At 54.6% G+C, this 13,403-nt stretch carries 10 protein-coding genes; 3 read left to right on the top strand and 7 right to left on the bottom strand.

What is annotated here, in order from left to right; genetic code table 11:
* Window positions 1-100: 100 nt before the first annotated feature.
* The 7 genes from fucO to BQ5383_RS02415 form a co-directional block, all read right to left on the bottom strand.
* Window positions 101-1,246, bottom strand: a complete 1,146-nt coding sequence (gene fucO / locus BQ5383_RS02445) for a lactaldehyde reductase (protein WP_071429184.1) — start codon at window positions 1,244-1,246, stop codon at window positions 101-103.
* Between the two features lie 844 nt (window positions 1,247-2,090).
* Window positions 2,091-2,660 (bottom strand): TetR/AcrR family transcriptional regulator C-terminal domain-containing protein, encoded by a 570-nt coding sequence (locus BQ5383_RS02440; RefSeq protein ID WP_071429183.1) that lies wholly within the window; start codon window positions 2,658-2,660, stop codon window positions 2,091-2,093.
* 410 nt (window positions 2,661-3,070) lie between these two features.
* A complete protein-coding gene (locus tag BQ5383_RS02435) occupies window positions 3,071-5,350 on the bottom strand; it encodes an amylosucrase (protein ID WP_083389789.1) in 2,280 nt (759 codons plus the stop codon).
* 434 nt (window positions 5,351-5,784) lie between these two features.
* A complete protein-coding gene (locus BQ5383_RS02430) occupies window positions 5,785-6,456 on the bottom strand; it encodes a histidine phosphatase family protein (RefSeq protein WP_071429182.1) in 672 nt (223 codons plus the stop codon).
* Between the two features lie 44 nt (window positions 6,457-6,500).
* The gene (locus tag BQ5383_RS02425) at window positions 6,501-7,181 is read right to left on the bottom strand and encodes a DUF6320 domain-containing protein (RefSeq protein WP_071429181.1); all 681 of its coding nucleotides are present in this window, start codon (window positions 7,179-7,181) and stop codon (window positions 6,501-6,503) included.
* Window positions 7,182-7,194: 13 nt separating this feature from the next.
* Window positions 7,195-8,469 (bottom strand): condensation domain-containing protein, encoded by a 1,275-nt coding sequence (locus BQ5383_RS02420; protein ID WP_071429180.1) that lies wholly within the window; start codon window positions 8,467-8,469, stop codon window positions 7,195-7,197.
* Window positions 8,466-9,398: an alpha/beta hydrolase gene (locus tag BQ5383_RS02415; protein WP_071429179.1), complete on the bottom strand. Its 933-nt coding sequence runs from the start codon at window positions 9,396-9,398 to the stop codon at window positions 8,466-8,468. The genes BQ5383_RS02420 and BQ5383_RS02415 overlap by 4 nt, the downstream gene beginning before the upstream one ends.
* A 674-nt stretch (window positions 9,399-10,072) precedes the next feature.
* Between BQ5383_RS02415 and BQ5383_RS02410 the strand changes: the two genes are divergently transcribed.
* The 3 genes from BQ5383_RS02410 (at window position 10,073) to BQ5383_RS02400 (ending at window position 13,199) form a co-directional block, all read left to right on the top strand.
* Window positions 10,073-11,371 (top strand): ABC transporter substrate-binding protein, encoded by a 1,299-nt coding sequence (locus BQ5383_RS02410; protein ID WP_071429178.1) that lies wholly within the window; start codon window positions 10,073-10,075, stop codon window positions 11,369-11,371.
* A gap of 85 nt (window positions 11,372-11,456) precedes the next feature.
* The gene (locus tag BQ5383_RS02405) at window positions 11,457-12,344 is read left to right on the top strand and encodes a carbohydrate ABC transporter permease (RefSeq protein WP_071429177.1); all 888 of its coding nucleotides are present in this window, start codon (window positions 11,457-11,459) and stop codon (window positions 12,342-12,344) included.
* Window positions 12,345-12,356: 12 nt separating this feature from the next.
* Window positions 12,357-13,199, top strand: coding sequence for a carbohydrate ABC transporter permease (locus tag BQ5383_RS02400; RefSeq protein ID WP_071429176.1), 843 nt, complete (start codon window positions 12,357-12,359; stop codon window positions 13,197-13,199).
* The last annotated feature ends 204 nt before the right edge of the window (window positions 13,200-13,403 follow it).

Genomic DNA, 13,403 nt, shown 5'->3' with positions numbered 1-13,403 from the left:
GCCATGGCTGCCTCAGAAAGCAAACGGGGGACCGCTCCCGGGATGCGGCCGCACCCTGGAAGCGATCCCCTGAAAAAGGACAGCGCAATGATATGTTTCCTTACATCAGCTTGCGGAACAGCTCCTTAAGGTCCTCCACGCTGGTGTCCTTGGGATTGCCGGGACGGCAGGCGTCGGCATAGGCGGACTCCGCCAGGAACTGAAGGTCCTCCTCCTTGAGGGCGCTGAGCTTGGTGGGGATGCCTACGTCAATGGAGAGCTGCTGTACCGCGTCCACCGCAGCTTTTCTGTATTCCTCCACGCTCATCTGGTCCACGTTGGCAACACCCATGGCCCGGGCGATTTCCCGATATTTTTCACCGGTGCACTCCGCGTTATAGGCCATCACGATGGGGAGCATCATGGCGCAGGCCACGCCGTGGGGAGTGTCATAGACGGCGCCCAGAGTATGAGCCATGGAATGGGCGATACCCAGGCCAACATTGGAGAAGCCCATACCGGCGATATACTGGCCCAGAGCCATGCCGTCACGGCCAGCCTTTTCATTGGCTACAGCGCCCCGGAGGGAACGGGAGATGATCTCAATGGCTTTGAGATGGAACATATCGGTCATTTCCCAGGCGGCCTTGGTGATATATCCTTCAATGGCATGGGTCAAAGCGTCCATACCAGTGGCGGCGGTCAGTCCTTTGGGCATGGTGGCCATCATATCGGGATCGACAATGGCTACCACCGGCATATCATGAGGATCGACGCAGACAAATTTTCTCTTCCGCTCCACGTCGGTGATGACGTAGTTGATGGTCACCTCAGCGGCAGTGCCAGCGGTGGTGGGAACAGCAATGATGGGGACACAAGGATTCTTGGTGGGAGCGACACCCTCCAGGCTTCTGACGTCCTCAAACTCGGGATTGGCGATGATAATGCCGATTGCCTTGGCGGTATCCATGGAGGACCCGCCGCCGATGGCAACAATGTGGTCTGCCTTGGCGGCTTTGAAAGCGGCCACACCGTTCTGTACATTTTCGATGGTGGGGTTGGCCTTGATATCGGAATAAATTTCATAGTCGATAGCCGCGTCCTCCAGGACCTTGGTCACCTTGCCGGTGACGCCGAAACGGATCAGGTCCGGATCGGAGCAGACAAAGGCTTTCCGGAAGCCTCTGGCTTTGGCTTCGGTAGCGATCTCGTTGATGGCGCCCGCGCCATGATAAGAGGTTTCATTGAGCATGATTCTGTTGGCCATTTTCATCAGTCTCCTTTTCATACCGCTGTTTGCCGGTTCCGCCTGGTGTGGTTCCGGCTCTTCATGTCTACATTTTAACAATCTTTGGGGCAAAAAGAAAGTGACAAAAAAACCGATCTGTCACTTCAGTGAAAGATCGGTCCAGACTGTACAAAAACCAAATCGTGAAAAAGCAAATTTCAAAATCATAAAAATCAGGACATGTGCCTGATTTTTATACCACGACCCGCGCCCACCGGGGCGCGAAACCGGGGGTATCGATTCTGGTTTCATCAGGAACCAGAATCGTATCTAGGGGGACTGGGTCCCCCTGGAGGTGTGCCGAATCCCTTCGGCACACGCAGAGGGACATGTGCCTGATTTTTATACCACGACCCGCGCCCACCGGGGCGCGAAACCGGGGGTATCGATTCTGGTTTCATCAGGAACCAGAATCGTATCCAGGGGGACTGGGCCCCCCTGGAGGTGTGCCGAATCCTTTCGGCACACGCAGAGGGACATGTGCCTGATTTTTATACCACGACCCGCGCCCACCGGGGCGCGAAACCGGGGGTATCGATTCTGGTTTCATCAGGAACCAGAATCGTATCTAGGGGGACTGGGTCCCCCTGGAGGTGTGCCGAATCCCTTCGGCACACGCAGAGGGACATGTGCCTGATTTTTATACCACGACCCGCGCCCACCGGGGCGCGAAACCGGGGGTATCGATTCTGGTTTCATCAGGAACCAGAATCGTATCCAGGGGGACTGGGTCCCCCTGGAAGTGTGCCGAATCCCTTCGGCACACTCAACCGATCTGTCACTTCAGTGAAAGATCGGTCCAAAAAGATCAGTTCAATTTGATTCAAAGCAGCTCCAGACGATGGAACAGTTCAGCCAGTTGGGCAGGCATGGCATCAACCAGGGACTGGGCCAGCTCCTCAGGCGTGGCGATACGCTTTCCCAACACCCACTGCACCGTCATGTAAATGGACCCCTGACAATACATCTCCAATAAAAAAGCCAGCTGCTCAGGCAGCTTTTGCCCGGTCTTTTCTTCAATGCGCTGGGTGTAAAAGGCCATGATCAAATGAAAATCATGTTCCCGCAGACAATTTTGATCGTCATTTTTGAAGGCGGCCCGGAAGAACAAGGATTCATCCTGAATATACCGGAATTTGTTCACCAGTCCTTCGTAAATGGTCCGTCCCTCTCCCATGTGCTCGAAGGATTCCAGCAGAATTTTATCAAAATACCAGTTGATCAGGTCATACTTGTCCCGAAAGTTTCGATAGAAGGTTTGACGGGTGGTGCCGCAAGCCTCGGTGATCTCCTTGACCGTGATCTTTTCCACAGGGGCCTTTTTCATGCACAGTTTCATGGCGTCCGCCAAACGGTATTTCATTCGTTCTCCAGGCTGCGCGCTGCTGGTCATGGCTTTATCCCTCCCTGTTTACTTACTATACCGGTGGTCATGTTCCCGCAGTCTCCCCAAGAGATGGAACCGGAAAACCAGGAGTTTCCCAAGAACACAACTGCCGTTATACTTTCAGACTGCCGAAAATCTGTTGACTGAAAAGAGCTTCACTTTGAAATGGTAAAAGGTGAACCATGGGCTTGAACCCATACCCCGCCCGCTGGAACCGGAGGAAAGACTTACCTCCAGGAGTACCGGCCCTTTCCTGAAAGGGTGTGAAACTTTTGGGACACCCCTATACATTGTCTTTATTGTAACACACAAACCATTTCCATACCAGTGGGATGGCTGGGGAAAAGGTGCCTCTGAAAAAAGACCGCCCCGGGAAGAAAGCAGGTTTTTCTTGCCGGGACGGAACCAAAATAAATTTATTTTTCGATTTGAAGCAGCCATTTGAAGCCGTAAGGATACAGCTCCAGATGATTGATTTGGTCAAAATGCTCCTCATAGATCAGCTCGTCAAAAGCGCCCGGTTCCGGCGCTCCGGCAGTCAGGTACTGGTCGCTGAAGTTGAACAGCGCAATCAGCTTGCGCCCCTGATACCAGCGGCCTACTCCCAGCACATGGGGGGAGCCGGTGTGGAAGGTCCAGACATTGGCTCTTCCATCAAAGCAGGGCTCCCCGGCCCGCAGCCGCTCCAAACGGCGCAGTCCTTCAAACTGTTTGCCCTGACGGGTGTGGAGGTCATGACGCATTTCAGCCAGATCCCACTGGAAGCGCCCCCGATGGATGTAACGGCTGTCATCCCACTTTTCATCGTCGTGGTGGTAGGAATAGTCGTTAAGCTGCCCCACTTCATCGCCGCTGTAAAGAACAGGGATACCGCTTTGGGTCAGCATCCAGGCATGGAGCATGAGATCGCAGGCGATGGCCCGCTCCAGCTTGAAGGGGTCCCGCTCGTAGTCCGCTGCCTCCACCCCGCACAAGGAAGCGGTAGTGCCGCACAGACGGGCGTCTCCCAATCGGGGATCGTCATTATACAGTTCTCCCCGGCCGCTGCTTCCCGGCCACTTTCCGGTAAAGAAGTCGTTGAGATATTTTTTGTGGGCCACCTCGTCGGTACCGAAATGCCATTTCAGCCAGGGATAATCCAGCCCCCAGCCGATATCGTCGTGACACCGCAGATAATTGAGAAACACAAACTCACGGGGCAGAGCGCAGACGGCATCCATCTGATGGCGAAGCAGGGAAACATCCGCCGTGGCCAGGGTGTGCCAGGTGGTGGCCATGGTGGTGACGTTGTAGAGCATATGGCACTCAGGCTTGTCGGGAGTGCCGAAGTAGGGAACCACCTTGGCCGGTTCCATCACCACTTCCCCCAGCAGCAGTACACCGGGGCATACCACCTCACAGGCAATGCGCATCATCCGCACCAGGGTATGGACCTGGGGAAGGTTGCGGCAGGTAGTGCCCAGCTCTTTCCAAATGTAGGGGACGGCGTCAAGACGAATGATATCGATTCCCCGGTTGGTCAGATACAGAAGATTTTCGGTCATGTCGTTGAACACCACGGGATTGCGGTAGTTCAGATCCCACTGATAGGGGTAGAAATTGGTCATCACCACCTGATGGCAGTCCGGCAGCCAGGTAAAGCTGCCTGGCGCTGTGGTGGGAAACACCTGGGGTACCGTCTTTTCAAACTCCCGGGGAATGTCCCAGTTGTCATAGAAAAAGTACCGTTGGCGATAACCCGCTTCTCCAGCCCGGGCTCTTCTGGCCCACTGGTGATCCTCACTGGTGTGGTTCATCACAAAATCCAGGCACAGACTGATTCCCTCCCCACGGCAGGAATCAGCCAGCTCCTCCAGGTCCTCCATCGTGCCCAGCTCCGGCTGCACAGTACGGAAATCCGCTACCGCGTAGCCGCCGTCGCTGCGTCCCTTGGGGCTTTGCAGCAGCGGCATCAGATGGAGATAGTTGACCCCACACTCCTGAATGTAGGGAAGCTTTTCCTTTACTCCCTGGAGCGTTCCGGCAAAAGCGCCGGTGTACAGCATCATCCCCAGCAGGTCCCGGCGGCGATACCAATCGGGGTCCGCCTCCCGGCGAAGATCCTGCTGCCGCAAAGGCTCCTTCCGCTCTTCCCAGCTGCGGCGGAGCATGGATACAAAATAATCAAAGGCGGCGGTATCGCCGTTGTAAAGCTCGCAATAGAGCCATTTCAATTCGTCATGGTACCGGGCCAAACGCCGGTCAAAATCCGATTGGAAATTCTGCTCTGCCTCTCCGGTGTTCGCCTCGGGTGAGGCCGGCTTTTGGGGGGCGGAGGAAGAAGCGGCGCCTTTCCTTTTGGCGGGAGTGCGGCGGGTTTTGGTGGGTTTCTTTTTTTCGTCACCCTGGGCAGCGGATACCGCAGCTTCGGCGGCGGGAGAAGTTTGAGCCTGAACCTTTCCCCCTTCACGGACAGGGGACTTGCCCTTTGAGGCAGAAGCTTTTTTGGAAGAGGCGTCTTTTGAAAGGGAGGAAGGGGCCTCTGGAGATGAGACGGTGTTTTCTGCAGGGGCCTCTATGGTTTTGGAAATAGCAGTGGAGCTGCTTGAGGCCACAGCGTTGTCCCTTTTGTCCTGTGATTCTTTGGTCCGGGACTTGGGCTGTGGGGAATGTTCCGATAATTGAGACTGAAGCGGGGGATTCTTTTGCTTTTTCATAACACGGTCTCCTCCTGACGCTCTCAAAGCGGGAAGCTGTGCCTGCCGAAAAGTCATACCTGAAAACCGATGGCTCAATGGTGGAAAAAAGCGGCGCCCCACTGGATTGATGGGGTGGGCCCTCCAGAGCCAAAGGATGGCGTTCTTTTGGGAGTTTTCAAAAATTTCCTGCCTTGAGAGGGTGATACTGATTCATTTATAGCATATTCATTCCCCGCGAGGAATGGGTGGATGCAACTTGTTCTTGAACAATTGACACTGCCGGCAGCAAAAAGACAGGTGAGGCGGTATAATGACAGGTGCTTTCTTGACAGCCTGAAAGGGCTGGAAAAAACTGAAATTCAGCCAGGGCCGGGAAGGAGTTCCCAGCAAAGAGAAACAGGCGCGCCCACAGAAGAATCTGTGAAAGCACGCCTGCTGACAAATGGGTTCTTTCATTGGCTGGATAAGATGCGCTGGTTTACCGCCTGCACCTCAAATACGCCCTCCCGCCAAAGAATGGTGGTGACACTGGCGTTTTGTATTTTTTCCACCTCACCGAGCCGCTGGGGAGCCAGCAGATAGAGAACGGTTTTGATGGAAAAGGCATGGGAAACCACCAGAATATTGCCTCCTCCCTGAGCTGACGTTTCCTCTGCCGTCTGCCGGAAAAAGGAAATGAGCCGCCGGCGTACCCCATCGAATCCCTCCGCCCATCCGGAGCGGTCCGCCTGTTTGATGGCGTCGGGCAGTTCTTCCATTCTGGCGTTCATCTCCCCCATGGTCAGCGATCCTCCCAGTCCCCGGGAAATAGCCTCTGTCAATTCCTTCATAGGCAAAGCCTCCAGGCTGCCAAAGCACCATTCCCGCAGGCGGCGGTCCTGCCGCAGGGAAAGGCCCTCCCTGTTCCCACGGGATAAAATGAGCCGGGCAGTCTCCACCGCCCGGCCGCTGTCGCTGGAAAAAGCGGCATGGAAGGGAATGCTTTCCATCATCTCCGCCAACAGGCAGGCATCCTGTACCCCCTGGGGCGTCAAGGGGCTGTCGCTCCAGCCCTGGACCCGTCCCAGCAGGTTAAGAAGAGTTTCCCCATGGCGGGTAACAAAAAAGATCACCGGTTGGGACATCCACATCTTCCTCCAAATTCAAATTCAGTGCCTGACGGACCTTTTCACAGATGAAGCCGGCGGTTGAATTCCCGGCGCAGGGCTTCCCGCTGGAAAATCAGCAGCCAGGCCAGAGAGATGACCCCGGCAGTGATGCAGATCAGAGAAGGAATCACCACATCCACCCAGTCCAGAGCCAGCGCCAGGACCGGTACGACGGCAAACACCAGGTCCAACAGGAGATAGACCATATAATCTTCCACCCGCAGGCGCAGGATACGGGCCAGGACTTGCATGGCCGCCATGGCCACGGTGCACAGGATGGGCAGGGCGTAGTTGATGCTCCATTTAGTCCAGCCGGTGAGCAGCCAGTCCCAGCCGATGGCAAACAGGGACATCAGCGCCACCTGCCACAAAATGGTCTTGTGTAAATTGCGCCTTTTGCGGATGATGGTGCCCAAGCTGATCCAGGTACAGGCAACTCCCGCCGCCACAAAAAGGCACCACCACTGTTCATGGCGGCCCGAGCGCACCAGCGCGAAATTGACCGCGGCGCTGATGGCCGTCAGACAAACAGAAAGAAACAATAGTCCCCTTAAAAGGCCGCTGTATTGGCGGCTGACCAAGGGCAGCAGGGGAAACTGATCCGGGCTGGAAGCTTCGTCGGCAGTGAGGGGACTTTGACAAAGGGGGCAGTGCTGCCACTGACCGGTGACGGATACCCCGCAATGATGGCATTTGCTCATAGCTGCGCTCCTTTCATTCCTCTGGGTCTATGCGGTTGGCGCTGATCTCCACCTGGATGCCCAAACCGGACAAGGTGCGGAAAAAGCGCTTTTGAATCTCGGTACTGACAAAGGGCGCGGTGAAATTTACCGTCAGCCGGTCGCCGAAGGTGGCCAGACAAACCTGAAGCTTGTTGGTGCTGGCACAGACTGAAAACAGATCGATATATTGTCCCAGCGGCTCCGGCATGGAAATCCGCCCCAGATTGGAAAAAGCGGCGGTCATCTGGCTTTCGGAACGGTGCCCGAAATACCGCAGCGTCACATCCTTGAGCACCAGAGGAACGGCCCGTGTCAGGAAATTATGCTCCAAAGCGGCCAATTCATTCATTCTGGCAGCCAGGCGCTCCGCTGTCAGCTCCTCCCGAAAATCCCGTGTGAGGGTGGCTGTGATATCCTCCAGACTGCCATCCCCGTCCTGGAAGGAATAACCGGTGAGGAAAAGACCAAAGAAATTCCGGGCGGATTGGGAATCAAAGTAATTGCGGAGATTGACCGGAATGGACAGCACCACCGGACGCCGCTGCTGAAGCACCGACATTTCCCCATGGATGGCCTGGATGAGCACCGCTCCCAGAAAGGCGGTCAGACTGGTCCCTCGGCGACGGGCCTCCGCCACCACCTGACTGGCGGACATGACCCCTTCAATGGTTCGCAGGCGGTATTCGCTTAAACGGGGCCCCTGAATCTTATAGGCCTTTTGTACCGGTGCTTTTTTCTCCCCGCCCTGAGCGCCGGCATAATATTTTTGAAAGCTGTCGTCCTGTTTTTGGCTGATGGAGGCGTCATAATCCAGCTGGGGCTGAATTTCCAGCTGTTGTCCATGAACCAGCATCAGATAGTAAAACACCAGTGCCCGGATAAATTGAAGCGCTCCTGTGCCGTCGGCAAGGGCGTGGAACACCTCCACACTGATCCTTCGGCGGAACCAGCTGACCCGGAACAGCAGTCCCCGGTCTTCAGGCAAAAACAGGGGGCTGCACAATGGCAGATGTTCCTGTTCCACAACGGCGGGCAGGGAGGAGCTTTCAAAAAAATACCAGAATAGGCCCCGCCGCAGCACGCAGCGGTAATGAGGGAAATCCCTGAGGGTACGGTCCAGAGCCTGCTGAAGGAGAGAACCATCCACTTCCTCCAACAGCTGGCAGCTGAAACGAAATACCTTGGGGTCCCGTAAGGTGGCGTTGGCAGGGAAAATTTTAGCGGCGTTATCCAGACGGCTCCACTGAGCCGGATTCCTGGTTTTCACGGCTGTTCCACCTTTCTCAGAAAATGATTGATGATCTCATAGCTCCGGCGCACCGGTATAAAGGAAGCGGGCAGGGACATATAGCCGTGGAGAGCGTTTGGAATACGATAGATGGCTACTGTGTTGCCCGCCTCAATCAGCTTATGCCCATAGGCCTCTCCTTCATCACGCAAAGGGCAATATTCCGCCGTAATAATCAGCGTATCCGGCTGATGATCCAGCCGGGGAGCCAGCAGAGGGGCAAAGTAAGGATTTTCCCGGTTTTCAGGATGGTCCCCCAGATACAGGGTCATGTAATTGCAGACCTGCCGGGAGGTGAGGAGATAATCCTCTCCGTTTTCCCGAACTGAGGGGAAGGGAGAATCAGGAGAGTGATCGTTCCAGGTAGCGGGATAGAGGAGAATTTGTCTGGCGGGCAGAAATTCCCCCCGATCCCGTGCCATCAGCGAAACGGCGGCGGTGAGGTTGCCTCCGGCGCTGTCCCCGATGAGGGTGATCTGGCGGTGACAAATTCCCAGGCTTTCGCAGTTGCAGAAAACCTCCCGGGCGGCGGCATAGCAATCCTCCAGCCCGGCGGGAAAAGGATGCTCCGGCGCCAGGCGGTAGTCCACCGAAATAACCAGGTGCCCGGTCAGGCGGGCCATCCGGGAACAGACAGAGGTGTAACTGTCAATATTTCCGGTGACCCAACCGCCTCCGTGGAAGAACAGCAGCACCGGATGAGGACCCGGTTCCGGCGGCGCAAAGAGCCGCACCGGAATGGTGTGGTCCTCCAATGTAATGGTATGGTCCCAGATGCGGAAGGGGCTGGCCAGGGGAGGATGGATGGCATTGACCATTTTGCGTTTGCGCTCATATTGGGTTGTGACGTCCACGTCGTGACGGGTGAGAGCGCGCAGGGCGGCGCGCATGGTGTTATGAATAGGCATAAATACTCCTTATGGAAGATGATGGTTTTGGATTTGAACAAAGGAAAAGGTTCTCTTTATCAGTATAGCATAAGAACCGGATTCTGCATATGAGGGAAGGAAAAAGGAGTTTTGATAGGGAGAAAAAGTCTTCCGGCCGATTTGTCCAAACCCCAAGGCGGGAAAAGTGGACATCCCCTTTGCATGAAAATATGGAGTGTAGTTTGCTCAGTTTCCAAAAGATAAAACGGCTTTTTAAAAAGAGAAGTAAAAGAGCTTTTCTTATGTGAAATTTGGTAAGTTTTTCCTGAGGGTAAAATCAAAGAAAAAATGGGAAAGTTGAATGGAGACAGGTACAAGCAGATGTACAAGTTGCATAAATCCATGGTTTATTTTTTTACATTTCCAAACTTTTGAATTTCAAAATGAAGAAAGATCAAAAAAGAGGAAATGTTGCTGTGCAATATGCACATAAAACATCAAGAAATAGAAAAAATAAAAGCAAAACTATTTAAATGCAACCTGACTTGCTGTTTATGCAACCAAAGTTGAAAAATACCATGTTTTTTACAGCACCGCTCCATTTACTGCATAATTCAAAATCGGTAAGATAAGGTTAAAGGAGATGCCGATTGGAAAGAGGACATCTCAACGGCGGAGTGCACCGCCGAAAGTAAGAAGGGAGAGCGCAAGAAATGAAAAAATTTGTCCGTTTGACAGCACTGCTGCTGGCGGTGGCCATGACATTGGCTCTGACTGCCTGCGGCGGCAGTGATGCCGGTTCCTCCGGTACGCTGACCATGCAGATCTGGGATACCGCTCAGCGTGATGGAATGCAGGCTCTGGCCGATGCCTATCATGAGAAGAATCCTGATATCACCGTGGAAATCCAGGTGACCAGCTGGGATGAATATTGGACCAAGCTGGAGGCTGCAGCCACCTCCAACACATTGCCTGATGTGTTCTGGATGCATACCAACTATATTCTCCAGTATGCCGACAATGGGATGCTGGCGGATCTGACCGACCTGTACAGCGGCGAGAGTGCCACCTATTACACCGACCACTTCTCCGATGTTTCCCTGTCCAATGCTTCCGGCAGCGACGGTAAAATCTACGGCGTGCCCAAGGACAAGGACACTGTGGGCCTGGTGTACAACAAGGAAATGTTTGACGCCGCGGGCGTTGCCTATCCTGATGAGACCTGGACCTGGGATGATCTGGTGAACGCTTCCGCCACCATTTATGAAAAAACCGGCAAATATGGTTACATGGCCTATGCCGACGACCAGCTGGGTTACTGGAACTTTGTTTATCAGAACGGCGGCTATATCCTCAACGAGGACAAAACTGCTGCCGGCTTTGATCAGCCCGCCACCATCGAGGCGATGAAGTTCTATATCGGTCTCCAGTCCAACGACTGGTGCCCCACCCAGACCTACTTTGCCGAGACCGCTCCCGGCAACGCCTTCTTCTCCCAGCAGGGCGCCATGTTCCTGGAGGGTAACTGGAACCTGATGAGCGAGATGAAAAACTATCCCGATATGCAGGGCAAATGGGATGTGGCGGTTCTGCCCGCCTGCCCCGATCCCGAGAGCGGCGACGGCCGGGCGACCATCTCCAACGGTCTGTGCTATGCCACCTCCGCCAAGAATCAGGACAATGAGGTGGTCCTGGATTTCCTCCGCTTCCTGGGCAGCGAAGAGGGCCAGCGGATCCAGGGCGAGAGCGGCGCGGCTATCCCCGCCTACAACGGTCTGGAGGATACCTGGTGCAGCGCTTTTGATCAGTTTGATTACAAACTCAATGTAGGTGTGTTCATCGATATGTTCGATTACAGCGTTCAGTCTGTCAACGACAAGTCCCGGCCCAACTGGAAGAGCAAGGTGTCTGATGAGCTGCTGAAGATCTATGGCGGTACCGTGGATGTGGATACCGGCCTTGCAAACATCAACACCATCATCAATGATGCCATTGCGGAGGCAGCCGGCTGAATCCCCTGACGGGGAGCGCGGGTCCGGGCGGGAAACAGAGAGCTCCCGTCCGGACAGAGGGCTGTGAGAGGAGGAAAAAGTTTCTATGTTCCGTAAACAATCCCTGGCGGAGAAGCGGGAACAGCGCTGGGCATACATCATGATCGCGCCCACGATCATCGGCCTGCTGATCCTCAACTATTATCCCCTGGTGGATACCATTCGCCTGAGCTTTTCCAAAACCCAGACCTTTGGCAAATCCACCTTCTGCGGTCTGCAAAACTACATCGATATGTTTTCCACCCCTGAGTTCTGGAAAGCTACCTGGAACACCATTTGGTTCTGTGTGCTGACTGTGCCGGTGGGGATCGCCATCGCTTTGCTGGTGGCGCTGCTGCTCAATGCGAAGGTAAAATTCAAATCCGGCTTCCGGGCCATCTACTTTCTGCCCATGGTGGTGGCTCCTGCCGCTATTGCCATGGTATGGCGCTGGATGTTCAATGGTCAGTATGGTATCATCAACACCATCCTGGGCCGTCAGGTCAACTGGCTGACCGATCCTTCCACCGCCTTGCTGGCCTGTGCGGTGGTGGCCATCTGGAGCGCTGTGGGTTATGACGCGGTGCTGCTGCTGTCCGGTCTGCAAAATATCTCCAAGAGCTATTATGAGGCCGCCGACATCGACGGAGCCAGCAAGGTGCGGCAGTTTTTTGCCATTACCCTGCCCATGATTTCCCCCACCCTGTTTGTTACCCTCATCATGCGGATGATGGCCTCCCTGAAGGTGTATGACCTGATTTACATGATGATCGATACCACAAACCCTGTGCTGCCTGAGGTCCAGAGCCTGATGTACCTGTTCTATCGGGAAGCCTTCGTGGCCGGCAACAAGGGCTACGCGGCGGCTATCTGTATCTGGACCATCCTGCTGATTGGTATTGTGACCATCGTACAGTTCATTGGTCAGAAAAAATGGGTCAATTACGACGTGTAAGGAGGCTTTCCCATGCGTAAAGAACAGTCCCTGCGGCGCAGCCGTATCGCGGGGAAGTTTCTCACTTATTTCTTTCTTATTGTGGGCTCGGTTGTAATGATCTTCCCCTTCCTGTGGATGATTCTGACCAGCCTCAAGACGCTGGCGGAGAGTATGCAGATCCCGCCCACCATCTTTCCTGCCGAGCCGGTGTTTGAAAACTTCAGCTACGCGGTGACCAGTCTGCCCTTTACCAGCCTGTACATCAACACCCTGCTGCTGATCTTCTTCCGGGTATTGTGCGCAGTGGTATTCAGCTCCATGGCGGGCTATGCCTTTGCCAAGCTGAACTTCCGCTTCAAAAACCTGCTGTTTGCTTTGATTCTGGTGCAGATGATGATGCCCAGCCAGATCTTTATCATTCCCCAGTATCAGATCCTGGCCAAATTCAGCCTCACCAACAGCATTTTCGCCCTGGTATTCCCCGGCCTGGTAAGTGCCTTCGGTACCTTCTTCCTGCGGCAGGCTTATATGGGTATCCCCAAGGAGATCGGAGAGGCCGCCTATCTGGACGGCTGCACTCACTGGCAGACCTTCATTAAGGTGATGGCGCCCCTCACCGGCACCTCTGTGGCGGCCCTTACTGTATTTACCGCAGTGTTCGCTTACGCCGACCTGATGTGGCCGCTGGTGGTCAACACCGACATCAACATGATGACTCTTTCCTCCGGCCTGGCTACCCTGAAAGGTCAGTTCACCACCAACTATCCCGTTCTCATGGCAGGCAGCCTGCTGGCCATGATCCCCATGCTGGTGCTGTATCTGATCTTCCAGAAGCAGTTTGTGGAAGGCATCTCTATGACCGGCGGCAAATAACGGCGCTTTCTCCCTTCTTCATAATATGGCGAGGCAGTCCTGGGGGCATTTGCACTGTGGGACTGTTTTGCCCTTTTTAAAAAGAATTCCGCCGGAAATTCCCACCAACCTGGAGGGGGTTGTGAAAAGGAGAAGGTTGATGGATTTTCCTAAGGCAGCGCGAAGGTGAAAAAACAGGAATCCCTGATGGCTTTCCTGTGTTTT

It is taken from the genome of Angelakisella massiliensis (assembly GCF_900104675.1).
In the GTDB taxonomy this organism is placed as follows: Bacteria; Bacillota; Clostridia; order Oscillospirales; family Ruminococcaceae; genus Angelakisella; species Angelakisella massiliensis.
This window is presented reverse-complemented; position numbering and strand designations above follow the sequence as displayed.